At 59.4% G+C, this 26,388-nt stretch carries 24 protein-coding genes and 2 pseudogenes; 8 read left to right on the top strand and 18 right to left on the bottom strand.

The annotated features are described in order from the left end of the window. The 6 genes and pseudogenes from KGB23_RS22475 to KGB23_RS22450 form a co-directional block, all read right to left on the bottom strand. Nucleotides 1-237: pseudogene (locus KGB23_RS22475) on the bottom strand (IS110 family transposase); the annotation flags it as partial. Nucleotides 238-330: 93 nt separating this feature from the next. Then, entirely contained in the window at nt 331-1,095 is a 765-nt protein-coding gene (locus KGB23_RS22470; protein WP_223432634.1) for a hypothetical protein, read from the bottom strand. 502 nt (nt 1,096-1,597) lie between these two features. Then, nucleotides 1,598-2,353, bottom strand: a complete 756-nt coding sequence (tcyN, locus tag KGB23_RS22465; RefSeq protein WP_056745630.1) for an L-cystine ABC transporter ATP-binding protein TcyN — start codon at nt 2,351-2,353, stop codon at nt 1,598-1,600. 4 nt (nt 2,354-2,357) lie between these two features. Next, nucleotides 2,358-3,023, bottom strand: coding sequence for a cystine ABC transporter permease (gene tcyL / locus KGB23_RS22460; RefSeq protein WP_074872530.1), 666 nt, complete (start codon nt 3,021-3,023; stop codon nt 2,358-2,360). After that, nucleotides 3,023-3,817 carry a cystine ABC transporter substrate-binding protein gene (gene tcyJ / locus KGB23_RS22455; protein ID WP_150656844.1) on the bottom strand — a complete coding sequence of 265 codons (795 nt, stop codon included), beginning with the start codon at nt 3,815-3,817 and terminating at the stop codon, nt 3,023-3,025. Before tcyJ ends, tcyL begins: the two co-directional genes overlap by 1 nt. A gap of 240 nt (nt 3,818-4,057) precedes the next feature. Next, the gene (locus KGB23_RS22450) at nt 4,058-5,050 is read right to left on the bottom strand and encodes a D-cysteine desulfhydrase (protein WP_223432633.1); all 993 of its coding nucleotides are present in this window, start codon (nt 5,048-5,050) and stop codon (nt 4,058-4,060) included. 192 nt (nt 5,051-5,242) lie between these two features. Here KGB23_RS22450 and epsC point away from each other — a divergent pair, with 192 nt between their 5' ends. Together epsC and betT are read left to right on the top strand one after the other, a co-directional pair. After that, on the top strand, nt 5,243-6,169 hold the full coding sequence (epsC, locus tag KGB23_RS22445; RefSeq protein ID WP_033058482.1) for a serine O-acetyltransferase EpsC: 927 nt from the start codon (nt 5,243-5,245) through the stop codon (nt 6,167-6,169). Between the two features lie 394 nt (nt 6,170-6,563). Beyond that, nucleotides 6,564-8,519, top strand: a complete 1,956-nt coding sequence (gene betT, locus KGB23_RS22440; RefSeq protein WP_223432635.1) for a choline transporter BetT — start codon at nt 6,564-6,566, stop codon at nt 8,517-8,519. A gap of 8 nt (nt 8,520-8,527) precedes the next feature. On the opposite strand, the gene KGB23_RS22435 is transcribed toward betT, so the two are convergent. Both KGB23_RS22435 and KGB23_RS22430 read right to left on the bottom strand, forming a co-directional pair. Beyond that, complete coding sequence (locus KGB23_RS22435) at nt 8,528-8,788, bottom strand: hypothetical protein (RefSeq protein ID WP_223432632.1); 261 nt, start codon at nt 8,786-8,788, stop codon at nt 8,528-8,530. Between the two features lie 135 nt (nt 8,789-8,923). Further along, nucleotides 8,924-9,664 (bottom strand): SDR family oxidoreductase, encoded by a 741-nt coding sequence (locus KGB23_RS22430; RefSeq protein WP_223432631.1) that lies wholly within the window; start codon nt 9,662-9,664, stop codon nt 8,924-8,926. Between the two features lie 129 nt (nt 9,665-9,793). Between KGB23_RS22430 and KGB23_RS22425 the strand changes: the two genes are divergently transcribed. Together KGB23_RS22425 and mgrA are read left to right on the top strand one after the other, a co-directional pair. Continuing rightward, nucleotides 9,794-10,684, top strand: a complete 891-nt coding sequence (locus KGB23_RS22425) for a LysR family transcriptional regulator (protein ID WP_223432630.1) — start codon at nt 9,794-9,796, stop codon at nt 10,682-10,684. Nucleotides 10,685-10,838: 154 nt separating this feature from the next. After that, entirely contained in the window at nt 10,839-11,876 is a 1,038-nt protein-coding gene (gene mgrA, locus KGB23_RS22420; RefSeq protein WP_223432629.1) for an L-glyceraldehyde 3-phosphate reductase, read from the top strand. Nucleotides 11,877-12,010: 134 nt separating this feature from the next. Here mgrA and tauD read toward each other — a convergent pair whose 3' ends face one another. The 7 genes from tauD to KGB23_RS22385 all read right to left on the bottom strand — a co-directional run bounded on the left by tauD (nt 12,011) and on the right by KGB23_RS22385 (nt 20,442). Next, on the bottom strand, nt 12,011-12,853 hold the full coding sequence (gene tauD / locus KGB23_RS22415) for a taurine dioxygenase (protein WP_201184233.1): 843 nt from the start codon (nt 12,851-12,853) through the stop codon (nt 12,011-12,013). 38 nt (nt 12,854-12,891) lie between these two features. Then, nucleotides 12,892-13,725 (bottom strand): taurine ABC transporter permease TauC, encoded by an 834-nt coding sequence (gene tauC, locus KGB23_RS22410; RefSeq protein WP_223432628.1) that lies wholly within the window; start codon nt 13,723-13,725, stop codon nt 12,892-12,894. Beyond that, nucleotides 13,722-14,516, bottom strand: a complete 795-nt coding sequence (tauB, locus tag KGB23_RS22405; RefSeq protein ID WP_046045496.1) for a taurine ABC transporter ATP-binding subunit — start codon at nt 14,514-14,516, stop codon at nt 13,722-13,724. Before tauB ends, tauC begins: the two co-directional genes overlap by 4 nt. Nucleotides 14,517-14,531: 15 nt before the next feature. Beyond that, nucleotides 14,532-15,509: a taurine ABC transporter substrate-binding protein gene (tauA, locus tag KGB23_RS22400; RefSeq protein WP_008149275.1), complete on the bottom strand. Its 978-nt coding sequence runs from the start codon at nt 15,507-15,509 to the stop codon at nt 14,532-14,534. Between the two features lie 338 nt (nt 15,510-15,847). Further along, nucleotides 15,848-17,431: a glutamate--cysteine ligase gene (gshA, locus tag KGB23_RS22395; RefSeq protein WP_223432627.1), complete on the bottom strand. Its 1,584-nt coding sequence runs from the start codon at nt 17,429-17,431 to the stop codon at nt 15,848-15,850. A gap of 303 nt (nt 17,432-17,734) precedes the next feature. Beyond that, complete coding sequence (locus KGB23_RS22390; RefSeq protein ID WP_223432626.1) at nt 17,735-18,118, bottom strand: PaaI family thioesterase; 384 nt, start codon at nt 18,116-18,118, stop codon at nt 17,735-17,737. Continuing rightward, complete coding sequence (locus tag KGB23_RS22385; RefSeq protein WP_056745608.1) at nt 18,118-20,442, bottom strand: Tex family protein; 2,325 nt, start codon at nt 20,440-20,442, stop codon at nt 18,118-18,120. Before KGB23_RS22385 ends, KGB23_RS22390 begins: the two co-directional genes overlap by 1 nt. A 361-nt stretch (nt 20,443-20,803) precedes the next feature. Between KGB23_RS22385 and ompR the strand changes: the two genes are divergently transcribed. Both ompR and KGB23_RS22375 read left to right on the top strand, forming a co-directional pair. Further along, complete coding sequence (gene ompR / locus KGB23_RS22380; RefSeq protein ID WP_008149284.1) at nt 20,804-21,544, top strand: two-component system response regulator OmpR; 741 nt, start codon at nt 20,804-20,806, stop codon at nt 21,542-21,544. Nucleotides 21,545-21,659: 115 nt separating this feature from the next. Further along, a complete protein-coding gene (locus KGB23_RS22375; RefSeq protein WP_008149285.1) occupies nt 21,660-22,973 on the top strand; it encodes an ATP-binding protein in 1,314 nt (437 codons plus the stop codon). A gap of 164 nt (nt 22,974-23,137) precedes the next feature. Here KGB23_RS22375 and rimK read toward each other — a convergent pair whose 3' ends face one another. Next, nucleotides 23,138-24,043, bottom strand: coding sequence for a 30S ribosomal protein S6--L-glutamate ligase (gene rimK, locus KGB23_RS22370; RefSeq protein WP_008149287.1), 906 nt, complete (start codon nt 24,041-24,043; stop codon nt 23,138-23,140). Continuing rightward, nucleotides 24,040-24,501, bottom strand: coding sequence for an ATP-dependent zinc protease (locus tag KGB23_RS22365; protein ID WP_176471525.1), 462 nt, complete (start codon nt 24,499-24,501; stop codon nt 24,040-24,042). Before KGB23_RS22365 ends, rimK begins: the two co-directional genes overlap by 4 nt. Before the next feature lie 234 nt (nt 24,502-24,735). On the opposite strand from KGB23_RS22365, the gene KGB23_RS22360 reads away from it, so the two are divergent. Then, nucleotides 24,736-25,143 (top strand): RNA-binding S4 domain-containing protein, encoded by a 408-nt coding sequence (locus KGB23_RS22360; protein WP_223432625.1) that lies wholly within the window; start codon nt 24,736-24,738, stop codon nt 25,141-25,143. Here the strand turns inward: KGB23_RS22360 and KGB23_RS22355 are convergent. Further along, nucleotides 25,142-25,292, bottom strand: a pseudogene (locus tag KGB23_RS22355) (phosphoesterase); the annotation flags it as partial. The gene KGB23_RS22360 and the pseudogene KGB23_RS22355 overlap by 2 nt on opposite strands. A gap of 104 nt (nt 25,293-25,396) precedes the next feature. Here KGB23_RS22355 and hslO point away from each other — a divergent pair. Then, entirely contained in the window at nt 25,397-26,299 is a 903-nt protein-coding gene (gene hslO / locus KGB23_RS22350) for an Hsp33 family molecular chaperone HslO (protein WP_223432624.1), read from the top strand. The last annotated feature ends 89 nt before the right edge of the window (nt 26,300-26,388 follow it).

The raw sequence follows: 26,388 nt of genomic DNA, 5'->3' as shown, positions 1-26,388 counted from the left end.
TCGTGCCCATGCCTGAGCGCCTGGCCCGGTTTCCACCAACACCGTCACGCTCGCTGGAAGCTTATGAAGAAATGCCTGAAAGGCCTCACGTGACTTGATTCGATTCTCGAACAACACCTGACCGAGAACATCCTCCCCGGCCAACTGAAAGACTCTTTTGGCAAGATCCACCGCAACTGTGGTGCATGCCGCCAGATCGGCTGACAAAGACTGATTGATCGTCGTATGCTTTTTCATGGCCTCGCCCTCGCTGTCGTTGGCTTCTATAAGAATGCCACCGTGGCGCACAGACGCCTCGGCTTGGGCGAGTCCATTCAATTACATGGGATCTCAGTGTTTGCGGGGTTCGGCGGCCATCAGTATCTCTTTAGGCGGGACCTGCAAATAGGGATTGGCGCAACCGATCTTCAACCTGCGCGGTGGTGCCCAGCGGGAGTTGTTACCCACCCGGTCGAGGATGCAGTAAGTCACTTCCAGCCGCATGTCTTCGCCGGCTTCGAGAATGATCGCCGGCGGCACCCAGACCTGGATCGGCTGGCCGACATCGCCGGCCTTGAGTCGTGGCAGATCCATTCGCACATCGCCCCAGCGCAGGGTGATTTCGTCGTCGATGGCCATGTTCAGGTAAGGCTCGATGGTCAACGGGACACCGCGTTTGATCTGGTTCGGATTGACTCCCTGACGGCGAATGGTCTCGGGGATGTTCACGGGCTCCAGACTCTGGTTTTCATCGCCGCACAGCGCAGACGGTTGGCCGCCGGGGCAGTCGAGTTTGATCTGCACCCGTCTGATGGCTGAAAGGGTTGGTCCTTGCCCGATCTGCATGATCCGGTAGTGAATGCGAGAGGTGCCATTGGCGATGAAGCTCTCGGGCACACGCAGTTGGACCGGTTGACCGACATAGTCGGCCGTCAGCACTCTGGAAGCCACGTAGCAGTTATCCCAGAACAGTTCGATCAAGTCGCCTTCGTCCATACCGGCGTAGGGCGCCACATCGATCAGCAGGTGCTCCGCCGAAGTGATGTTGATGCAGGTCTTGTGGGATTGCGCCAGGGTCGGGGCCGCAAGTTCGGGTTTGTTCGAAGTGCTTGTCATGGGGTTTCTCCTTGAAGCCTTGCAGCGAAAGTCCGTTTCTGAAAGTTCGAAAGGCGTGAATTACCGAGCAACAAATCTGTTCACTGTGTATGAAATTAAATAGTGGATGAGTGCGAGGTTAAACGCCTGTTGGAGACTAGATAAGAGTGCGCTTGAATAGGTGTCAATAGAGCTGGCTAGTTAAGTATTGAATCTAGTGTTATTCAGAAAAATCCTACGCATTGAAGTTAATAAGCTGCACCGCTCTGTCGAGCTTGGCCTTGTTTTATGGGCTTTCTGTGCGCTACTGACAGCGAAGACCGGTTCGGTGAGGGCGCTGGGTTTGGCGAAATTCACGCGAGGTTATTCTGTTGCAGGACATATATATGTACCGCACGCAGCAATAAAAAATTATCTATTGTTCGGGTGGGTGAATAAGAGAAGAGAATATATCGAGAGGTTTTGTGAGTAGGTGTGGTTGTCACTTCCATCCATGGAAGTTAACAAGTAGTGAAGCGATGTTTCAGTGGTGAGCGTTATTCAGGAACTTGCTGAGAAACTGCTTCGTCCGCTCTTCTTTTGGATTGGCAAACAGTGCCTTGGCTTCGCCTTGTTCGACGATCACACCCTTGTCGAAAAACACCACGCGGTTCGCCACGTCCCGGGCAAAGCCCATTTCGTGGGTGACGATGACCATGGTGCGTCGCTCTTCGGCGAGGCTGCGGATGGTTGCCAGCACTTCACCCACCAGCTCCGGGTCGAGGGCTGAGGTGGGTTCGTCGAACAGAATCACTTCCGGCTCCATCGCCAGCGCGCGGGCAATCGCCACACGCTGTTGCTGACCACCGGAAAGGCGACGCGGGTACGCGTCTTCCTTGCCCGCCAGACCGACCCTGGCCATCAGCTTTTTACCCAGGGCAACGGCTTCGGCGTGCGGGATCTTCTTTACGATGATCGGGCCTTCGATAACGTTTTCCAGGGCGGTGCGATGAGGGAACAGGTTGAAGTTCTGGAACACGAAACCCACGTGCTGGCGCAAACGTCGCACCAGGCCTTGCTGCTGGTTCAGCGGACGGCTGCCATCGATCTCGATGTCACCGACCTTGATCCGGCCGCTGGTGGGTTCTTCCAGGAAATTCAGGCAACGCAGGAACGTGGTTTTACCCGAGCCGCTAGGCCCGATGATCGCCACCACCTCGCCTTCCTTCACTTCCAGATCAATGCCGTTGAGCACCACTTGACCCTTGAACTGCTTTGTCAGTTTTTCCACGACAATCATTGGGTCAGGACTCCAGGTCGTGCCGATTGACCCGTGCTTCCAACTGGTTCTGCAGGTGCGAAAGCACCGTGGCCAGAACCCAGTAGATCAGCGCGGCGGCAAGGTACATGGTGAAAATTTCAAAGGTACGGGCGGTAATCAGCTGCGCCTGACGGAACAGTTCCGGCACCTGAATAGTGGCTGCCAGCGCGGTGTCCTTCACCAGCGAAATGAAGCTGTTGCCCAGCGGTGGCAGAGCCGTGCGCATCGCTTGCGGCAGGATGGCCCGGCGCAGCGTCTGCGCGCGGGTCATGCCGATACTCGCGGCGGCTTCCCACTGACCGCGCTCGATGGAGCTGATCGCGGCGCGGAGGATTTCGCAGGCATAGGCCGCCATGTTCAGCGAGAAGCCGATCAGGGCAGCCGGCAGCGGATCAAGTTCTATGCCCAATTGCGGCAAGCCGTAATAGATCACGAACAGTTGCACCAGCAACGGCGTGCCGCGAAAGAACGACACGTAGATGCGGGCGATCCAGCTCACCAGTTTGAAGCGCGACAGGCGCATCAATGCCAGGCCAAAGCCCATCACCAGGCCGAAGAACATCCCGCCCAGGCTCAAGATCACCGTGTAGTACGCGCCCTTCAGCAGGAAGGGCGCGGAATCCAGCGCGAGTTGGAAAGCTTCTCCCATTATTGAGTGACGTCAGCGCTGAAGTATTTTTCCGACAGCTTTTTCAGCGTGCCGTCGGCACGCAGCTTGTCGATGGCCTTGTTCACTGCGGCCAGCAGCTCAGGCTCGCCTTTGCGCAGGGCAATACCGGCTTCCTGGCGGGAGAACGCTTCGCCAGCGGCGGCAGTGTCCTTGGCCTTCCTGGCATATTCCAGCGCGGCCAGGCGGTCGATCAGAATGGCGTCGATGCGGCCGACGCGCAGATCCTGGAACTTGGTTGGATCATCTTCGTAGGTGCGGATGTCAGCCTTAGGCACATTCTCTTTCACCCACTGCTCGTAGTTGGTGCCCAGGCCTACGCCGACTTTCTTGCCGGCCAGATCGGCGGCAGTCTTGATGGTGTCTTTGTTCTTGGTCAGGGTCAGCGCCTGAATCCCGGAAACGGTGTAAGGCGTGGAGAAGTCGTACTTCTTCTTGCGCTCTTCGGTGATGGTCACCTGGTTGATCACCGCGTCCAGACGCTTGGATTCCAGGGCTGCGAGGATGCCTTCCCATTTGGTCGGCTGCAGTTTTACCTTCACGCCCAGCTCTTTGGCCAAGGCTTCGGAGAACTCGACTTCGAAGCCGGCCAGCTTGCCGTCGGCGTCGACGAAACTGAACGGTGGGTAAGTGCCTTCCAGGCCAACGTTGATCACGCCAGCGTCTTTGATTTTTTGCAGCTGCTCACCGGCAACCGCTTGCCCCAGCAGACCGGCGCTCAGCGCCAGGCCCAGCGAACCTACCAGCAGGTTTCGACGTAGTGCGGAAAAATTCATGACAAGCCCCTGTGTTTTCTTATGAAGACGCTTTTAGGAATGTTGGCAAATTCGGGATTTGAACGACTGCAATATCCTGCCCTAAAGCATCGTATGCGTCTCGCTGCAAATTCGCCTGCGGCGTGACTATATGATGGCGCCTTTAGATTGGAAAATAATGAATAATAAGTTTGTTATTCTTTTATTGAATATAAAGCCGGAGATCGAGATCGTACCCACGCAGAGCGTGGGAACGACCATTCAAAGAAAGTCTTTGTAAGCAAACAGTGCTGGCGCCCCACCGGTATGCAGGAAGATGATCGGGCCATCATTGAAGCGCTGACGGCCGATGCCATCGAGCAAACCCGCCATGGCCTTGCCGGTGTAAACCGGGTCCAGCAGCAAACCTTCCTGACTTGCCACCAGCTTCACGGCGGCCAACGTCCCGGCATTCGGTTCGCCGTAGCGCGGGCCGAAATATTCGTCCCACAACTCGACCTTGAAACTCGCTGGCAGGCTCACGCCCAGCAGCTCGGCAGTGCGTTCGGCGAGGCCTTGGACTTTCGGGCGTTGGTCTTCATCGCTGCGAGAAACCGTGACACCAATCACTGGCAAATCCGGCAGTGCTTCACTCAACGCCAACGCCAGACCGCTATGGGTCCCGGCACTGCCCGAAGCCAGAACCACGGCCGCGAATGTCAGCCCGGTGTCCTTGATCTGCTCGGCCAATTCCAGCCCGGCACGAACATAACCCAAAGCACCCAACGCATTGGAGCCGCCAATCGGCACCTGATACGGCTTCTTGCCGTTGTTGCGTAGGCGATCGGCCAGGGCCTGCAGTTGTTCGTCGGCGTTGTCGAGGTTTTCCACCAACTCGACCTTGGCATCGAACAGGTCCAGCAACAGCCGATTGCCGTTGCCGACATAGTTAGCGTCGTCGGTACCCAAGGGGTTTTCCAGCAGGGCTACGCAGCCCAGGCCGAGCTTGGCTGCAATGGCGGCAGTCTGGCGCACGTGGTTGGACTGAAGCGCGCCAGCGGTGATCAAGGTGTCGGCGCCTTGTGCCAGTGCATCGGCCGCCAGATATTCGAGCTTGCGCAGCTTGTTGCCGCCCATCGCCAGCGGCGTCAGGTCATCACGCTTGACGTACACATCGCGGCCCAACCAGGCCGACAGGCGTTCGAGTTTTTCCAGGGCGGTAGGATGACCGAGCAGGTCGAGGCGGTTAAAGCGGGCAAGCTGTTGTTTGATCATGGGTCCGTACTGGCGGAGGGAGATGACAGGACTATAGGCACGCCTATTTAGCGGGGCAACTGCCAATCGGCCTTATGCCAAAAAGTGCTGAGCACAGCACAATCAGTTCTTAATTCGGCTTCCAGACCATGCCGTAAAGTAATCGCCGTTGACGCGGCCAGACAGTCCGGCCGCCCGTGAGGAGTTTTTACCGTGAGCGAGCGTTCCAGTCATTGGCAACTGCAGACCATCGTCAGCCAACTGCGCACGGCGCGTGACCAGTGGCGTCTACAAAATGGCCGCGCCAGCACCGAACAGGGCGGTCGCGAGTTGCCTTCCCGAGCGGCTATGGCAGAGATTCTCGAAGCCCTCTGCGGCGCGTTGTTCCCGATGCGCCTGGGACCGGTGGATTTACGCGAGGAGAGTGAAGACTTCTACGTCGGCCACACGCTGGACGTTGCATTGAACGCGTTGCTGGCTCAGGCGCGACTCGAATTGCGCTACGCCGCTCGCCACAGTGCCCAGGCCGACACCGAAGTAGAGGCCAAGACCATTCAGATCATTCAGGACTTCGCCCTCGCATTGCCGGGGCTGCGCAGTCTGCTCGACACCGATGTGCTGGCGGCCTATCACGGCGATCCGGCGGCTCGTAGTGTCGATGAAGTGTTGCTGTGCTATCCGGGGATTCTGGCGGTGATTCACCATCGCCTGGCTCATCACTTGTACCGCGCCGGATTGCCGCTGCTGGCACGGATCAGCGCGGAAATCGCGCACTCGGCTACCGGCATCGACATTCACCCTGGCGCGCAGATTGGCCGCAGCTTCTTCATCGATCACGGGACGGGTGTGGTGATCGGCGAGACCGCCATCATCGGCGAGCGTGTGCGGATTTATCAGGCCGTGACGTTGGGCGCCAAGCGCTTCCCGGCGGATGAAGACGGTCAGTTACAGAAGGGGCAGCCGCGACATCCGATTGTCGAGGATGACGTAGTGATCTATGCCGGTGCGACAATTCTGGGCCGGATCACCATCGGCAAGGGCTCGACCATTGGCGGCAATGTCTGGCTGACCCGCAGCGTGCCGGCGGGGAGCAACCTGACCCAGGCAAATCTGCAGCATGATGACGGGACGCAGAAGTAAGCCCGGTTGACGATATCCCTGTGGCGAGGGGGCTTGTCGGAACGCCGCATCGCCCCGTTCGGCTGCGCAGCAGCCGCAAAGCTAGCCAATAGCCTGTGTCAGGAATCCGGATCACCCATTTTGGGGCCACTTCGTGGCCCAACGGGGGCAAACCCCCTCGCCACATCCCATCCTTGAGCTAGCGTACGAACAGTGCCGCCGAGCCTTGCGATTAGTCCTTAGCACCCTATTCATGTTTAACTTGAACGCTCATTCAAGTTAAACCGTCGGTTTGCTGCCCGCTCACAACAGGAGGCTTGCCTTTGCCGAGTCCGTTACTGATTGCCCTGTTTCACCCCCTCGAGGTGCACCTTTCATGAGTGCATCGCCCACCCCCGCCAGCGGCCAGGTCCGCATGAATCCGCCGGTGTTTTACTTCTCGGCGACGTTCATTTTGCTGTTCGGCATCATCGTCATCGCCATGCCTGAACAAGCCGGCGCCTGGCTTCTGGAAGCGCAAAACTGGGCGGCCAACACGGTCGGCTGGTACTACATGCTCGCGATGACCCTGTATCTGGTCTTCGTGGTGGTCACCGCCTTGTCTGGCTACGGCAAGATCAAGCTCGGTGCCGACCACGACGAACCCGAATTCAGTTACCTGTCCTGGGCCGGCATGCTGTTCGCTGCCGGCATCAGCATCACGCTGTTTTTCTTTTGCGTGTCCGAACCGCTGACCCATTTGGCGCAACCGCCGCAAGGTGAAGCCGGCACGGCGGATGCAGCGCGTCAGGCGATGCAGATTCTGTTTCTGCACTGGGGTCTGCACGGCTGGGGTGTGTTCGCCTTTGTCGGCATGGCGCTGGCCTACTTCGCTTATCGACACAACCTGCCGCTGGCCCTGCGTTCGGCGCTCTATCCGCTGATCGGCAAGCGCATCAACGGCCCCATCGGTTACGCGGTGGACGGCTTCGGCATCATCGCCACGGTGTTCGGCCTCGGTGCCGACATGGGCTTTGGCGTGTTGCACCTCAACTCGGGTCTGGACTATCTGTTTGGCATCGCTCACACCCAGTGGATTCAGGTCGGCCTGATCACGCTGATGATGGGCGCGGCGATCATCGTCGCCGTGTCCGGCGTCGATAAAGGTGTGCGCGTAATGTCCGACATCAACATGCTGCTGGCCTGCGCGCTGCTGCTGTTCGTGTTGTTCGCCGGCCCGACCCAGCATTTGCTCAACACCTTGATCCAGAACATCGGCGACTACCTCGGCGCCTTGCCGATGAAGAGTTTCGACCTGTACGCCTACGACAAACCCAGTGACTGGCTGGGCGGCTGGACGGTGTTCTATTGGGCCTGGTGGATCGCATGGTCTCCGTTCGTGGGTCTGTTCATCGCACGGATTTCCCGTGGCCGAACCATCCGTGAATTCGTCTTCGGCGTGCTGTTGATTCCGCTCGGTTTCACCCTTGCGTGGATGTCGATCTTCGGCAACAGCGCCATCGATCAAGTCCTCAACCATGGCATGAGCGCGCTCGGTATGTCGGCCATCGATAACCCATCGATGACCCTTTACCTGCTGCTGGAAACCTATCCGTGGAGCAAAACCGTCATCGCGGTCACGGTGTTCATCAGCTTCGTGTTCTTCGTGACGTCTGCCGATTCCGGTACCGTGGTGCTGTCGACACTGTCCGCCAAGGGCGGCAATCCCGATGAAGACGGACCGAAATGGCTGCGAGTGTTCTGGGGCGCAATGACCGCGCTGGTGACCAGTGCGCTGCTGTTTTCCGGCAGCATCGATGCGCTGAAGTCAGCGGTGGTGCTGACCTCGTTGCCGTTCTCGATGATCTTGCTGTTGATGATGTGGGGGCTGCACAAGGCGTTCTACCTGGAGTCGCAGAAGCAGATCGCGCAACTGCATTCGCTGGCGCCGGTGTCCGGATCGCGGCGTGGCGGCTGGCGTCAGCGCCTGAGTCAGGCCGTGCATTTCCCGTCACGGGATGAGGTCTATCGCTTCCTCGATACGACGGTGCGCCCGGCGATTGAAGAAGTCTCGGCGGTGTTCGTCGAGAAGGGTTTGAAGGTGGTCACTCAGCCAGACCCGACCAACGACAACGTCAGCCTGGAAATCGGTCATGGCGAGGAGCATCCGTTCATTTATCAGGTGCAGATGCGTGGCTACTTCACACCGTCGTTTGCCCGTGGCGGCATGGGTTCCAAGGAACTCAATAACCGTCGTTATTACCGGGCCGAAGTGCATTTGAGCGAGGGCAGTCAGGATTACGATCTGGTGGGTTACAGCAAGGAGCAGGTCATCAACGACATCCTCGATCAGTACGAACGGCACCTGCAGTTCTTGCATTTGGTGCGTTGATCGAACACTCACGTCTCGGTGGTCAACACCATGAACAACACCAGCGCCGCCACCGGTACACCGAACACGGCGCTGCCGACCACCAGTTCCGTGCTGAACAGCTGGCCGGCATTGACCATGCCGACCGCGCCGTTGATCAAGGTCAGCGCCAGCCACAGTACGACAAAACTGAAGGCCAGGACTTGGCGACTGAAGCCGATTTTCTCGCCGATGAACAGCATCAGCGCCAGGAGGATCAGGCCGAAGGTGATGATGATCGTGGTGTGCATGATGTGTTCCGCCCTTCGAATGTGTGTTGCTTTTGGCGCCGCCTTCGCGAGCAGGCTCGCTCCCACAAGGTCGTAGCAATCCTGTGGGAGCGAGCCTGCTCGCGATAGGGGCGCTGCGGTGTCAAGTGAGCATAGTTAAACCAGCCCGCCGTTGACGCGCAGGATTTGCCCGTTGACCCACGCCGAATCAGGACCGACCAGGAAAGACACAACGCGGGCGATGTCTTCTGGCTGAGCCAGACGTTCCAGCGGGGCCATCTTGGCGAAGGTCTGGATCTGCTCTTCGCTCTTGCCATGCAGGAACAGGTCGGTTGCGACCGGACCGGGGGCCACGGCATTGACGGTGATGTCACGCCCGCGCATTTCTTTGGCGAACACCTGGGTCAGGGATTCCACTGCCGCTTTGCTGGCGATGTACACCGCGTAGCCCGGCAGGTTCATGCCGACGGTGCTGCTGGAGAAGTTGATGATCCGCCCGCCAGCGTTCAGGCGAGTAGCGGCTTCACGCAGGGTGTTGAACGTGCCGCGAGCGTGAATGTTGAAGTTCTGATCGAAAAGCTCATCCGTGTGTTGCGCCAGCGGCAGGACTTTGAGGATACCGGCGTTGTTCACCAGCACATCGACTTTGCCCAGTTGCGTTTCGGTCTCGTCGAACATCCGGCGTACGTCGTCGGCGTTCGCTACATCCGCCTTGATCGCTATGGCCTGGTGGCCGGCCTGACGCAATTCGACCACCAGTTTTGAAGCTTCGGTGGCACTGCTGGCGTAGTTGATGGCGACGGCGAAACCTTGTTTGGCCAGTTGTTTGGCGATCACCGCGCCGATGCCGCGGGAGGCGCCGGTCACGATGGCAACTTTCGAAGTTTGAGTAGTCATGGCGGTGATTCCTTTGAAGTTAATGGCTTGGGGTGAAGCCAGATTCACATGTTTACTCAGGCTGATAAATGCACGAGAGTTGCCTTGACTGTTCAGTAATCGCCAACAATCGACCGCCAGGAGACCCGCGTGGATCAAGTCAAAGCGATGAAGGTTTTCGTGCGGATCTACGAGCGCAGCAGCTTCACGCTGGCTGCAGACGACCTGAACCTGCCGCGGGCGACGCTGACCCACACGCTGAATCAATTCGAAGCCTGGCTCGGTACACGTTTATTGGAGCGAAGCACTCGAAAGGTGCGTCCTACGCTGGACGGCGAGGCGTACTACCTGCGTTGCGTGCAGCTGCTGGCGGAACTGGAAGAAGCCGAACTGGCATTCCGTAGCGTCGCCCCGAAGGGCCGGTTGCGCGTGGATTTGCACGGCACGCTGGCCAAACACTTCGTCATTCCGGCATTGCCAAAGTTCATGGCGCGTTACCCGGACATCGAACTGTCCATCAGCGAGGCCGACCGCTTTGTCGACCTGATCGCTGAAGGCGTCGACTGCGTGCTGCGCGCCGGCACGTTGGGCGACTCCGCGCTGATCGGCCGCCGCATCGCCAACTTGCGCCAAATTACCTGCGCCAGCCCCGCGTACCTGCGCAAATACGGCGAACCGAAAAGCCTCGACGACCTTAAACATCATCGCGCCGTGAACTACGTTTCGCGCACGACTGCCAAGTTATTTCCCTTCGAATTCATGGCGGATGGCGAACTGAAGGAAGTGGCTATCGATGGCGCGCTTTCAGTGTTCGGCGCGGAAATTTATGCGGCATCGGCGATTGCCGGGCTGGGCCTGATCCAGTGCCCGCATTACCGAATGGAAACGCAGATTTCCCAAGGCCTGGTGCAGGAAGTCCTGATCGACACGCCACCACCGCCGATGCCGGTTTCGGTGTTGTATCCGCACAACCGACACATGTCGCCACGGGTTCGGGTCTTTGTGGATTGGCTGGGAGAAGTGTTTGCGAGGGCACAGTAGCCGCGGTTCCAAAGATCAACGGGCGGCAAAGATGAAATATGTGAAACGTTTCAGCATTTTCTCGAGTCCGGGTTTATCGGCGTTTGTCTGGGCGTATGCTGGGCAACTTGCGAAACAGTCGATACCAACTTCAAGACAGACAAGAGAGGATTCGATGACCTACACCGCTGCCGAAAACCGCTACGACTCCATCCCTTACCGCCGCGTGGGGCGCAGCGGGCTGGTGCTGCCGGCGCTGTCCCTGGGCCTGTGGCACAACTTCGGCGACAGCACGCCGATCGACACCCAGCGCGCGTTGTTGCGTACTGCGTTTGATCTCGGCATCAATCATTTCGACCTGGCCAACAACTACGGCCCGCCGTATGGCAGCGCCGAGATCAATTTCGGTCGTTTGCTGCGTGAAGACTTCAAGCAGTATCGCGACGAGCTGATCATCTCGAGCAAGGCCGGTTGGGACATGTGGGCCGGCCCTTATGGTCAGGGCGGCGGTTCGCGCAAATACGTGCTGGCCAGCCTTGATCAGAGCCTGCAGCGCCTGGGCCTGGACTACGTGGACATCTTCTATTCTCACCGCTTCGACCCGGACACGCCGCTGGAAGAAACCGCCAGCGCACTGGCCACCGCCGTGCAACAGGGCAAGGCGTTGTATATCGGCATCTCCTCCTACTCTGGCGTTAAAACCCGTGAAATGGCCGCACTGCTGAAAGAGTGGAAAGTCCCGTTGCTGATTCACCAACCGGCTTACAACCTGCTCAATCGTTGGGTGGAAAAAGACCTGTTGGATACGACGGACGAACTCGGTACGGGCGTGATTGCGTTTACGCCGCTGGCTCAGGGTTTGTTGACCGACAAGTACCTCAATGGCGTGCCGGCGGACGCGCGGGTCAATCGTCCGGGCGGTGGTTCGTTGCAGGCGGCGCATCTGTCCGAAGCCAACATCGCTCATGTGCGTGCGCTGAATGAGATCGCCAAGCGTCGCGGTCAGAGCCTGGCGCAGCTGGCATTGGCGTGGACGTTACGCGATCCGCGCGTGACGTCGGCGCTGATCGGTGCAAGCCGGCCGGAGCAAATTATCGAGAACGTCGGGGCGTTGAAGAATTTGAGCTTTAGCTCGGAGGAATTGGCGGAGATTGACCGGTTTGCCCAAGAGGGTGGGGTCAATCTTTGGGAGAAGCCCTCTACAGCTGAGTAAGTATTCGGCGCCAGAACCTTTGGCGCCTGTCAGATTGCCTTCGCGAGCAAGCCCGCTCCCACATTAGATTGCGTTCTCATGTGGGAGCGGGCTTGCTCGCGAAGGGGCCAGAACAAAAAGTAAAGAATCCGGGGTTACCGGAAGAACGGCACATCCCCCAACACCGTCGCCCGCTGCATCACCCGCCGCGCGGGTCGGTAATCATCCACGGCGTAATGCTGTGTCACGCGGTTATCCCAAAACGCCACGTCGTCCTTCTGCCAACGCCAGCGAATGGTAAATTCCGGCCGTGTCGCGTGGGCAAACAGAAACTTCAGAATCACCTCACTTTCGGTCTCCGACAGCTCATTGATCTTCGACGTGAAGCCTTCATTGACGAACAACGACCGACGTCCGCTCACCGGATGGGTGCGAATCACCGGGTGTGAAAGCGGCGGGTTTTTCCTGCGCGCTTCTTCCCACTGGGCCAAGGCTTCCGGCGTGTTGCCATAGCGTTCCAGCGGGAACGAACGAGTGAAATCGTGGGTGGCGGTCAGCCCTTCGAGCAAGTTTTTCATCGGCGCCGAAAGCGCTTCATACGCCGCGATACCGCTGGCCCACAGCGTGTCGCCACCAAACTCCGGCAACAATTTGGCGCTGAGCACCGCGCCCAGGGCCGGGGTCGGCAGGAAGGTCACGTCGGTGTGCCAGATCGCGTTGTCGCGCACGTCGGTGACGGCGGTGTCGAGGATCAGCACTTCGGGTTGTTCCGGCACATTCGGGTAGATCGGATGAATGTGCAGGTCGCCGAAATTGGCGGCGAAACGCGCCTGTTGCTGCGGTGTGATCGGCTGATCGCGGAAGAACAACACTTGATGCTTGAGCAGCGCCTGCTCGATGGCGTCGCGCTGCTCCAGATTCAGTGGTTGGCTGATGTCGACGCCGCTGATGTGTGCGCCGAGGGCGTAGCTTAAGGGGACGATGGTCAGGTTGCTCATGGTGTTCTCTTCAATCCGGGGCGCCGATCCAAAAATATTTAGTGAGCCATGCCATGCCACGGCACCAGTTTGCGTTGCAGGGCGCGCAAGCCCATCTCCATGGCGAAGGCAATCAATGCGATCACCAGAATCCCCAGCACCACCACATCGGTGACCAGGAACTGCGCGGCCGACTGCACCATGAAACCCAAACCACTGGTGGCGGCGATCAATTCGGCGGCGACCAGCGTCGACCAACCCACACCCAGGCCAATGCGCACACCGGTCAAAATGTCCGGCAACGCGCTCGGCAGAATCACATGGCGAATCAACTGCGCCCGGGTCGCGCCCAACGACTGCGCGGCGCGCAATTTGGCCGGGTCAACGGTACGCACCCCGGTCGCGGTAGCGATGGCGATCGGGGCGAAGATCGCGAGGTAGATCAACAAGACTTTCGACAGCTCACCGATGCCGCACCAGATCACGATCAGCGGCAGATAAGCCAGCGGTGGAATAGGGCGGTAGAACTCGATCAGCGGATCGAGAATGCCGCGAGCGATGCGGTTGTGGCCGATGGCGATTCCAACGGGCACGGCAGTCAGCACCGCGAAGCCCAGGCCCAGACCGATTCGGCTGAGACTCGCGCCCAAGTGCTGCCACAACGTTGAATCCATGTAGCCGGTGGTCACCAGCAGCCAGCCTTTTTGCAGCACCGCGGACGGTGGCGGCAGGAACAGCGGTTCGATCATTCCAGTGGCGGTGACGGCCCACCAAATAGCAACGAGAGCGACCAGCGTCAGTACGCTGATCCAGCGCGTGTTCAAACTGCGACGTAGCGCAATTACCGTCGAACTCGACTTCACCGTCGCGGCGGGAATTTCATAGGTGCTCATGCGCGCTCCTGCCGCTGGACGGCGCTGCGTTGGGAGAACACTTTGGCGAGCACGTGTTCGCGGGTTTCGATAAAGCGCGGGTCGGACTTGATTGATCGAGCGGACTCACCGGCGGCATAACGCTGACCGAAATCCAGGCTCAGGCGCTCAACGATTTGCCCAGGGTTTGGTGCCAGCAGAATCAGGTCCGTGGCGAGAAACACCGCTTCTTCGATGTCGTGAGTAATCAGAAATACCGGTTTTGCGGTGCGCTGCCAGACTTGCAGCAGCAACTCCTGCATTTGTTCGCGAGTGAAGGCGTCGAGGGCGCCGAAGGGTTCGTCCATCAGCAAAACACGCGGATCAGCAGCGAGCGCACGGGCCAGACCGACTCGTTGCTTCTGGCCGCCCGAGAGTTGCCAGATTCGACGGTTTTCGAAACCGGAAAGGTCCACCAAGGCGAGCATTTCCCGGGCGCGCAGTTCACGTTTTTCCCGCGCAATGCCGGCCAGTTCCAGGCCGAAACCGACGTTGGCCAGCACGTCCTGCCAAGGCAGCAGGGCATCGTCCTGGAACACCACGCCGCGTTCGGCGCTCGGACCTTTGACCGGCACGCCATCAAGGGTGATGCGCCCGGCGCTGGGCTCGACGAAACCGGCAATCAGGTTCAACAGCGAGGTCTTGCCACTGCCGGACGGACCGAGGGCGACCAGCAATTGCTGGGGCCCAAGGCTCAGGGAAATATCCGCCAGTACCGGTTCGGCGGCGCCGGGGTACTGTGCGCTGATGCGCTCCAGCTGAAGCAAAGCCATCGCGGTTAACTCCGATCAGTTGGTGATGTACTTGGCGCTGACGTAGGGGGCGTAATCCGGCAGCACGGCTTCAACCTTGCCTTGTTCCTTGAGGAACGCAGCGGTGTCGGTGATGGCCTTGGTGGTCGGCGCGCCGAGGGTGATCACCTGATCAGCCGCCAGCGGGAAGACGTTGCCTTGCAACAGCAATGGAATGTCGCTGGCCTTGGCGCCGGAGAGTTTTACCAGCTTGTCGACATTGGATTGGTTGGCGAGCCAGGCTTTCGGGTCTTTGCGGTAATCGGCGTAGGCATCGAGGGTCACTTTGGCGAACGCGGTGACGATTTCCGGGTGCTTCTCGGCGAAGTCTTTACGCACGATCCAGGCATCAAAGGTCGGCGCGCCGAACTTGGCCAGTTCACCGGAGGTGATCAGTACTTTGCCATTCTCCTTGGCAACACCGAGGGCTGGGTCCCACACGTAAGTGGCGTCGATGTCACCGCGCTTCCACGCGGCAATGATGGCTGGCGGAGCGAGGTTGAGGACGGTGACTTTCGACGGATCGATGTTCCAGTGCTTCAGCGCGGCCAGCAGGCTGTAGTGGCCAGTGGAAACGAACGGCACGGCGATTTTCTTGCCGATCAGGTCTTGTGGGGTTTTGATCCCGGAACCGTCGCGAGCAACCAGTGCTTCCGCGGCGCCGATCTGCGTGGCGATGAGGAACGTTTCTACCGGGACTTTGCGGGTGATTGCCGCCGTCAGGGGGCTGGAACCGAGGTAACCGATCTGCACGTCGCCGGAAGCGATGGCGGCGATGATGTCGGCGCCATTGTCGAATTTGCGCCAGTCGATCTTGGCGTTGGTGGCTTTTTCGTACGCGCCGTCGGCCTGGGCGACTTTTGCCGGGTCTACGGTGGTCTGGTAGGCGACGGTGACGTCAGCCGCCTGGGCAAAGAAACTCACCGCAGCCAGAGACGCGGCTGCCAGCAGGCGAAGGGGGAAAGTCAGTTTCATTGAGAAGCTCCTTGTCAGGCGACCGAGAGTCGGCGTGAAAAGGAGACTAAATGATATAAGAATCCGAAAATAAATAACTTTTTAGAATGAGCTTATGAGCGGAAAATTCTAAGGGACGGGTGAGAGGGTAGTAGATTTTGCGATTGTGTGCAGTCAGGTGGATCGACCCCTCACCCCAGCCCTCTCCCCACGGGGGAGAGGGGAAAGGGGGCCGATCTTCATGCTTTTCAGACCCTGAGTTCGACTCGGGATTTCAGGTCGATGTATGACGTGAGACACCTCGGTCAGTCCCCTCTACCCATTGGGGAGAGGGTTAGGGTGAGGGGTGGATCTTGAGGTCAGTTGCTGATCGCCAAAATGCTCGCCTGATACGACCCGACAAACACATCGAAATCGCCGACTTCGTTCTGCTCCAGCTCAATCTGCTCGGCCAGCGACGAACGCGCCCGGTCTTCAAATTTCGCCTGATCTTCGCTTGAAAGCGGCTCGCTACGGAAAAACTCCGCATGTGCCTGGCTTTGACGCAGGGAGAACTGAGCAAAGCTCTCCTTGTACTCAGCCATCGCCGCCAGCACCTGGGCCGATGGCGTCAGCGATGGATCCTTGACCTTGGCCAGCTGCGCATCCAGTGCCTTGCTATGTGCATCGCCGCCATGACTCTGATCCAGCATCGCCGCCAGCGGTGCAATCTTCTCCAGCAACTCGCTGGCCCACTCTTTCAGGTCCACCGGATGACCGTCGCGTTGCAGTTGCAGGCCCGGACGGCGACCTTCCTTGACCACACTGAGGAAGTTCGAGGTCGCGTTGCCGCACGAGGTATTGGTCAGCAGCGGGCTGTCGTTTAGCGCGCAATACAGCAGGAACGCATCAAGGAACCGCGACTCCGGCAGGTCGATGCCCATCGGCAGGAACGGGTTGATGTCCAGGCAACGCACTTCGACGTACTGAATGCCGCGAGCCACCAGCGCCTGAATCGGCCGTTCGCCGGTGTAGGTCACGCGTTTCGGGCGGATGTTGGAGTAGTACTCGTTTTCGATCTGCAGGATGTTGGTGTTGAGCTGAACCCACTCGCCGTCCTGATGCGTGCCGATTTCGACGTACGGCGCGTAAGGCGTTGCGACCGCTTTGCGCAGGCTGTCGGTGTAGCTGGCCAGATCGTTGTAGCAAGGCGTCAAACCGGCCTGGGCGTTGCTCTGGTAACCCAGATCGCTCATGCGCAGGCTGGTGGCGTACGGCAGATACAAAGTGTCCGGGTCCAGTTGTTCCAACTGATGCGAGCGGCCACGCAGGAAACCGGCGTCCAGCGCTGGCGAAGCACCGAACAGGTACATCAGCAGCCAGCTGTAGCGACGGAAGTTACGGATCAGGGCGATGTAGGCCGACGATTGATAGTCGCGGTCGGTCCCGACAAAGCCTTCAGCCTCTTTAAGCAGCGGCCAGAGCTTTTCCGGCAGGGAAAAGTTGTAGTGAATCCCGGCGATGCACTGCATGGTCTTGCCGTACCGCAGAGCCAGGCCCTTGCGGTAGACGTACTTGAGCTGACCGATGTTGGAGGTGCCGTAATAGGCAATCGGGATGTCTTCCTCGGCCGGCAACGGGCACGGCATCGATGGACTCCACAGGTACTCGTTGCCGAGCTTGCTGTAGGCAAAACGGTGGATCTTGTCCAGGCTCGCCAGCGTATCCGCCGGGTCGGGCAGGGCGGGCGTGATGAACTCCAGCAGCGACTCGGAATAGTCGGTGGTGATTTGTTCGTTGGTCAGCGCGGAACCCAATTCTTCCGGGTGCGGCGTTTGCGCCAGGCGACCTTCGCCGGTCACGCGCAGGCATTCACGTTCGATGCCGTGAAGGCACTGTTCGAGCAGAGAGAGGTTAGCGCGCTCGCCGAGCAGAGCCAGGCGGCGGTTGAGAAGTTCGCTCAAGTTGGATTCCTTCACGCGTCAGTCGCCCCAATATGGGGGTGGGCAAGACGGTCTACAAGGGTGAAGTTGAAACTGGCGTTGTCGCCTGGTTTTGGATCGCCACAATCCCTGTGGGAGCGGGCCTGTGGCGAGGGGGCTTGCCCCCGTTGGGTTGCGAAGCAGCCCCAAAATCTCTGATGTTCCAAGATATTGTGAGTGCTACGCACTCAAACGGGGGCAAGCCCCCTCGCCACAGGCGCTCCCACAGGAAACTCCGACGCTGCGGTCATAGCGCCGAAATTAACTCAAATTGATGATCACTAGCTACAGGACAGCGAACGTGCCTTGTGCTTTTGCGACGAGTTTGTCGCCTTGCATCACGTCGGCTTCGACCACCAGCGTGCGCCGGCCCGGGTGGATCACCCGCGCCGTGCACATCACTTCACCGTCGGCGACGGCGCGAATGTAATTGATCTTGCATTCGATGGTCGCGCTCTGCTGGTCAAAGCCGTGGGTGCTGGAACAGGCCAGCCCCATGGCAATGTCCACCAGGCTGAACAAGGCCCCGCCGTGCAGCTTGCCGCCGCGATTGCGCAGTTCTGGTTCCAGCGCCAGGGCGACTTGCGCCACCCCGGCCTCCAGATTGTGCAAGCGACACCCCAGCAACTTGAAAAAAGCGCTTTCGGTCAGCCCGGCCGGGATGTCCATCAGCGTTTCTTCAACTGCTTGGCGTTGGCGAACAGCGAAGCCATGGCGTTGTTGGCCGGAGCCGCCGCCGTGGTTTCTTTACGCGGTGCGGTGTTCTGGGACTGGCGTGGCGCCGAACCCGGACGTGCACCACGGGCACCGTCGATTTTCTCGCCCGGGGTGTCGCTCATGCGCATCGACAGACCCACGCGTTTGCGCGGGATGTCGACTTCCATGACCTTCACTTTCACCACGTCACCGGCCTTCACCGCTTCACGCGGATCCTTGATGAACTTCTCCGAAAGCGCAGAAATGTGCACCAAACCGTCCTGATGCACGCCGATATCGACGAACGCACCGAAGTTGGTCACGTTGGTTACCACGCCTTCGAGGATCATGCCCAATTGCAGGTCCTTGAGGTCTTCGACGCCTTCCTGGAACTCGGCGGTCTTGAATTCGGGACGTGGATCGCGGCCAGGTTTTTCCAGCTCTTGCAGAATGTCGGTGACCGTTGGCAGACCGAAAGTTTCGTCGGTGTACTTTTTCGGATCAAGACGCTTGAGGAAGCTGGCGTCGCCGATCAGCGAGCGAATGTCGCGGTCGGTCTCAGCGGCGATGCGCTGGACCAGCGGATAGGCTTCCGGGTGAACCGCAGATGAATCCAGCGGGTTATCGCCGTTCATGACGCGCAGGAAGCCAGCGGCCTGTTCGAAGGTTTTCTCGCCCAGACGAGCAACTTTCTTCAATGCCGCACGGGTTTTGAACGCGCCGTGCTCGTCGCGGTGGCTGACGATGTTTTGCGCCAGGGTCGCGTTGAGGCCGGAGATGCGGGCCAGCAGCGCCACGGAGGCGGTGTTCACGTCCACGCCCACGGCGTTCACGCAGTCTTCGACCACAGCGTCCAGGCCGCGCGCCAGTTTCAGCTGCGACACGTCGTGCTGGTACTGGCCGACGCCGATGGATTTCGGATCGATCTTCACCAGTTCGGCCAGTGGATCCTGCAGGCGACGGGCAATCGACACTGCGCCACGGATCGACACGTCGAGGTCCGGGAATTCCTTGGAAGCCAGTTCCGACGCCGAGTAAACCGATGCGCCGGCCTCGGAGACCATGACTTTGGTCATCTTCATGGCTGGGTATTTTTTGATCAGTTCAGCGGCCAGCTTGTCGGTTTCACGGCTGGCGGTGCCGTTGCCGATGGCGATCAGGTCCACTGCATGCTTGGCGCACAGGGCAGCCAGAATCGCGATGGTCTGATCCCACTTGTTGTGCGGCACGTGCGGGTAAACCGTGGCGTGATCCAGCAATTTGCCGGTGGAATCGACCACGGCCACCTTGCAACCGGTACGCAGGCCCGGGTCGAGGCCCAATGTGGCACGCGGGCCAGCCGGCGCCGACAGCAGCAAGTCATGCAGGTTGTGAGCGAACACGTTGATCGCTTCGGTTTCCGCGCCATCGCGCAGTTCGCCCAGCAGGTCGGTTTCGAGGTGGGTGTAGAGCTTGACCTTCCAGGTCCAGCGCACCACTTCGCCCAGCCATTTGTCGGCGGCGCGGTTCTGGTTCTGGATGCCGAATTGCTGGCCGATCATGCCTTCGCACGGGTGCATGGCGCCCGGCAGTTCGTCGCCGACTTTCAGCGCCGAACTCAGAATGCCTTCGTTGCGGCCACGGAAAATCGCCAGCGCGCGGTGCGACGGCATGCTTTTCAGCGGTTCGTCGTGTTCGAAGTAGTCGCGGAACTTGGAGCCTTCCTCTTCTTTTCCGGCGATCACGCGGGCGCTGAGGGTGGCTTCCTGCTTGAGGTAGCTGCGCAGCTTGTCCAGCAGGCCGGCGTCTTCGGCGAAGCGTTCCATCAGGATGTACTTGGCGCCTTCAAGGGCAGCCTTCACATCGGCGACGCCTTTTTCGGCATCGATGAAGCGCGCGGCTTCAGCGTCTGGCGTCAGGGTCGGGTCGTTGAACAGGCCGTCGGCCAGCTCGCCGAGGCCGGCTTCCAGGGCGATCTGGCCCTTGGTGCGGCGCTTCTGCTTGTACGGAAGGTACAAGTCTTCGAGGCGGGTTTTGGTGTCGGCGAGTTTAATGTCGCGTTCAAGTTGCGGGGTCAGCTTGCCTTGCTCCTGGATGCTGGCAAGGATGCTGATACGCCGTTCGTCGAGTTCTCGCAGGTAGCGCAGACGCTCTTCCAGATGACGCAACTGGATGTCATCGAGGCTGCCGGTCACTTCTTTCCGGTAGCGGGCGATGAAGGGCACCGTGGAGCCTTCATCGAGTAGCGCGACGGCCGCTTCGACCTGTTGTGGGCGTACACCGAGTTCCTCGGCGATGCGGCTGTTGATGCTGTCCATAAAACCACCTGACAAATTGTGAAAGCAGGCTCGCAGGCGCAGAGATAAAGGCTCGGCGAGTCTGGTTGAGCGGCCTGGCCTGCGCCGCTACCTGGATCAACAGGTATCCCGTTGACCCGTGAAATCGAACAATTACTGCCGGCGCCATGAAAATAAAAAACGGCCACCTACAGTAATGATCAGACGTTGCCTGACACAAAAGGCCGCGCATTATAACCAGCGTTCTGTCATTCGGGGGCATCGCAGGCTGTAGGCATAAAGTCCCGATTTCTGGCGATCAAGGAAAAATCTGCTAACAATGCACACGGTGCGTATAACGGCAGCTACGCCATAATGCGCGCCGAGATCAAAGGAGCATCTAATGAGCAGCACTGCAAACATTGCTGAAGGCGAAAAAATTCTTATTGTTGACGACGATCCAGGGCTGAGCAGCCTGCTGGAACGGTTTTTCGTCAGCAAGGGCTACCGCGCCCGCGCCGTACCGAACACGGAACAAATGGATCGCCTGCTGGCGCGTGAAGTGTTCAACCTGGTCGTCCTCGACCTGATGCTGCCCGGCGAAGACGGCTTGACCGCTTGCCGCCGCCTGCGCACCGCGAACAACCAGATCCCGATCATCATGCTCACCGCCAAGGGCGATGAGCTGAGCCGCATCAAGGGCCTGGAACTGGGCGCGGACGATTACCTGGCCAAGCCGTTCAACCCGGACGAGCTGATGGCTCGCGTCAAAGCGGTCCTGCGTCGTCAGTCGGCTCCTGTTCCGGGCGCTCCGGGCAGCGAAGACGAAAGCGTGACCTTCGGTGACTACGAACTGTCCCTGGCCACCCGCGAACTCAAGCGCGGCGACGAAGTGCACATGCTTACCACCGGTGAGTTTGCGGTGCTCAAGGCATTGGTCATGAACGCCCGTCAGCCACTGACCCGCGACAAGCTGATGAACCTGGCCCGTGGCCGCGAGTGGGATGCCCTGGAGCGTTCCATCGACGTGCAGATTTCCCGTCTGCGCCGGATGATCGAACCCGATCCTTCCAAACCGCGTTACATCCAGACAGTCTGGGGCGTGGGTTACGTGTTCGTTCCGGATGGCGCCGCCACCAAGTGATCGGTGATTTGTAGGAGCGGGTCTTGCGGGCAACGGGTCAGATGACCTTGCTCGCAGACTCGCGATCCGCAATATGCGAGCATCGCTCGCTCCTGCAAGTGTGTAGCGGTTATCCATGAAAACCCCCGTTTGGTTCCCCCAGAGTTTCTTCTCCCGCACCCTTTGGCTGGTGCTTATCGTCGTCCTGTTCTCCAAGGCGCTGACCCTGGTTTATCTGTTGATGAACGAAGACGTGCTGGTGGACCGCCAATACAGCCACGGCGTCGCCCTGACGCTACGCGCCTATTGGGCGGCCGATGAAGAAAACCGCACGAAGATTGCCGATGCCGCGACCCTGATCCGGGTAGTGGGCGCTGGCGTGCCGGAAGGTGAGCAGCACTGGCCTTACAGCGAGATCTATCAGCGGCAGATGCAGGCGGAGCTGGGTGCCGACACCGAAGTCCGATTGCGCATGCACTCACCGCCGGCCCTGTGGGTGCGGGCGCCAAGCCTGGGTGATGGCTGGCTGAAAGTGCCGCTTTACCCACATCCGTTGCGCGGCCAGAAAATCTGGAACGTACTCGGCTGGTTCCTCGCTATCGGTCTGCTGTCCACCGCTTCGGCGTGGATCTTCGTCAGCCAACTCAATCAGCCATTGAAACGTCTGGTCTATGCCGCGAGGCAACTCGGCCAGGGCCGCAGTGTGCGCCTGCCTATCAGCGACACGCCAAGTGAAATGACCGAGGTTTACCGCGCCTTCAACCAGATGGCGGAAGACGTCGAACAGGCGGGGCGTGAGCGCGAATTGATGCTGGCCGGGGTGTCCCACGACCTGCGCACACCGTTGACCCGTTTGCGGTTGTCTCTGGAGCTCATGGGCGACCACAGTGACCTGACGGATGACATGGTCCGCGACATCGAAGACATGGACGCGATTCTCGATCAGTTCCTGGCGTTCATTCGCGATGGTCGTGACGAGTCGGTGGAAGAGGTGGACCTGAGCGATCTGGTGCGCGAAGTCGCGGCGCCGTACAACCAGAATGAAGAGAAAGTGCGCCTGCGCCTGGAACCGATTCAGCCGTTTCCGTTGCGTCGGGTGTCGATGAAGCGTCTGCTGAACAACCTGATTGGCAACGCCTTGCATCACGCTGGCAGCGGGGTTGAGGTGGCGGCTTATGTGTCCGGTGATACCAGCGCGCCGTATGTGGTGCTGAGTGTCATGGACCGTGGGGCGGGGATTGATCCGTCCGAGCTGGAAGCGATTTTCAACCCGTTTACTCGGGGTGATCGAGCCCGGGGCGGGAAGGGGACCGGGTTGGGTTTGGCTATCGTGAAGCGGATTGCTTCGATGCATGGTGGGAATGTTGAGTTGCGCAATCGGTCCGGTGGCGGGCTGGAAGCGCGGGTGCGGTTGCCGTTGGGACTGATGTTGCCGCGGGATGCGGTTTAAGAGATCAGCATTGTCGTTGGGGCTCAAGGCCTCTTCGCGAGCAAGCCCGCTCCCACAGTAGATCGTGTCAGACACTGATATTGTGTTCGCCGCAGATCAAATGTGGGAGCGGGCTTGCTCGCGAAGGCGGCCTGCCCGTCACCACAAAAGCCGGCTTTGTACCCTTAACCCTTGCCTTTGGTGCGCGTCATATTCGGCCCACCATTCTTCTCCAGATGCTCAATGATGATCCCCGCCACGTTCTTGCTGGTGGTGGTTTCAATTCCTTCCAACCCCGGCGACGAATTCACTTCCATCACCAACGGCCCGTGATTGGAGCGCAGGATATCCACACCAGCGACCGCCAATCCCATGACCTTCGCCGCGCGCAACGCCGTCATGCGTTCTTCCGGCGTGATCTTGATCAGGCTGGCACTGCCGCCGCGATGCAGGTTGGAGCGAAACTCCCCCGGCTTCGCCTGGCGTTTCATCGCCGCTATCACCTTGTCGCCCACCACGAAGCAGCGAATGTCCGCCCCGCCGGCTTCCTTGATGTATTCCTGAACCATGATGTTCTGCTTCAGGCCCATGAACGCCTCGATCACCGACTCCGCCGCCGTCGCCGTTTCACACAGCACGACGCCGATGCCCTGAGTGCCTTCCAGCACCTTGATCACCAGCGGCGCACCGTTGACCATCTCGATCAAGTCGGGAATGTCATCCGGGGAGTGCGCAAACCCGGTGACCGGCAAACCGATTCCTCGGCGCGACAGCAATTGCAGCGAGCGCAGTTTGTCCCGCGAGCGGGCGATGGCCACCGATTCATTGAGTGGAAAAACGCCCATCATTTCGAATTGACGCAACACCGCGCAGCCATAAAACGTCACCGACGCGCCAATCCGCGGGATCACCGCATCGAAACCTTCCAGCGGCTTGCCGCGGTAGTGGATCTGCGGCTTGTGGCTGGCGATGTTCATGTAGGCGCGCAGGGTGTCGATCACCACCATTTCATGGCCACGCTCGGTACCGGCTTCGACCAGGCGACGGGTGGAATACAGACGCGGGTTCCGCGACAGCACAGCGATCTTCATGCAACACCTGTGGAGGAGGTAGATACCGGGAACACCGGCTTGTCTTGTACGTATTTAATGCCCGGATTGACCACCAACTGGCCGTCGATCAAGGCTTTGGAACCGAGTAACAGGCGATAACGCATGGACTTGCGGCAGGCGAGGGTGAATTCGACCCGCCAGACCCGATCACCGAGGGCCAGGGTGGTGCTGACCACGTAACGCATCTGTGCGTGGCCGTTGGAGCTTTTGATGGTTTTCATCGTCACCAGCGGTGCTTCGCAGCGCCGGTGACGCAGTTGCACAACCGTGCCTAAGTGAGCAGTAAAGCGCACCCACTGTTCCCCGTCGCGCTCGAACGGTTCGATATCGGTGGCATGCAGGCTGGAGGTGCTGGCGCCGGTGTCGATTTTTGCGCGCAGGCCCGCGACTCCCAAATCCGGAAGCGCCACCCACTCGCGCAGACCGACAACGGTCAAATGGTCAAATGTCTTCAAAGGTGCTCAACCGGTAGAAACCGCTCAGGCCGCACGCGGCCGAATTCGCGGTATTCACGCAGAATAATGGGTAAAAGGCGACAGATATCTACGGCCCGGATTTCCAGCCCTCAAGGGAGGCACTGGAACGTGTGCATTGTAATCCGAGTCGGTGTAATTCATGGCACGACAGAAACGGTAGTACAGTTCAGCAATATTTCAGAATGAGGAAATTCCATGGCACAAAAAAGCGAAGAGGACGACAAAGTCCGTCTCGATAAGTGGTTGTGGGCCGCGCGTTTTTATAAAACACGCGCCTTGGCCAAGGCGGCGATTGAAAGCGGCAAGGTGCATTGCCGGGGCGAGCGCTGCAAACCGGGCAAGGAGCCGAGGATCGGCGACGAGTTTCAGATTCGCGCAGGGTTCGAGGAGCGCACGGTGGTGGTTCAGGCGCTGTCGATCGTACGCCGAGGCGCGCCAGAGGCTCAGGCGCTCTACGCCGAAACCGACGCCAGCATCGCCAAGCGCGAGGCGGCTGCGGCCATGCGTAAGGCTGGGGCGTTGGGCGTGAGCACCGATGGCAAACCGAGCAAGAAGCAGCGACGGGATTTGTTCAAGTTTCGTGGAAGCAGTAACGACGAGTAAGCCAGTGAAAGTGCCACTCGTCGAAAACCACACACAGCCCCTGACCCGTAGGCCATAACCAGAAGGGCCAGCAGCGCCAGAGGTAAGAAATTGCATCAAGCCAACCGGCGGAGGTTCCACCTTGCTTGGAACAAACCCGGATTGTTCATAAAATGCCGCTCACGGCTGAACATCGCGCACCCAAATGGTGCCGCAGAGGCGCAATTCCTCACTGTTTGAAATCATTTTGTCATTACTTCAGATACCCAGACCTATGACCGATTTACCGGATACCGACTACACCCAACGCTTCATCTTCGATGACAGCGACACCCGCGGCGAGCTGGTTGCGTTGGAGCGTAGCTACGCCGAAGTCCTCGCTAAACACCCGTACCCGGAGCCGGTTGCACAACTGCTCGGCGAACTGATGGCGGCGGCATCGTTGTTGGTCGGCACCTTGAAGTTCGATGGCTTGCTGATTCTCCAGGCCCGTTCCGAAGGCCCGATCCCGCTTCTGATGATCGAGTGTTCCAGCGAGCGCGAAATCCGTGGCCTGGCCCGATACGAAGCCGAGCAGATCGCGCCGGATGCGACCCTCGCCGACCTGATGCCCAATGGCGTATTGGCGCTGACCGTCGACCCGACCCAGGGCCAGCGTTACCAGGGCATCGTCGACCTCGATGGCGAAACCCTGTCGGAGTGCTTCACTAATTACTTCGTGATGTCCCAACAAGTCGGTACGCGTTTCTGGTTGTACGCCGATGGCCGTCGCGCCCGTGGCCTGTTGCTGCAGCAACTGCCTGCTGATCGATTGAAAGACGAAGAAGAACGCGCCGCCAGCTGGCAGCACATCACCGCGCTGGGCAGCACCCTGACCGCCGATGAATTGCTGAGCCTGGACAACGAAACCGTCCTCCATCGCCTCTACCACGAAGAGCAGGTTCGTCTGTTCGATGTGCAGAGTCTGCGCTTCCGTTGCAGCTGCTCCCGTGAACGTTCTGCCAATGCGCTGGTCAGTTTGGGTCTGGAAGATGCCCAGTCGCTCGTGGTTGAGCACGGCGGCAATATTGAAATTGACTGTCAGTTTTGCAACGAGCGCTACCTGTTCGACGCCGCCGATATCGCTCAATTGTTCGCTGGTGCGGGTGTTGATACGCCGTCAGATACCCGTCACTAAAACGGTTCAGCGCAGGTAAATTCACTGGTTAGTGCCGGAATAACGCCGTTACGACGGGAGGGCCCTACTATTTTTGGGCTTTTCTGGCA

It is taken from the genome of Pseudomonas sp. GL-B-26 (genome assembly GCF_019947405.1).
Classification (GTDB): domain Bacteria; phylum Pseudomonadota; class Gammaproteobacteria; order Pseudomonadales; family Pseudomonadaceae; genus Aquipseudomonas.
This window is presented reverse-complemented; position numbering and strand designations above follow the sequence as displayed.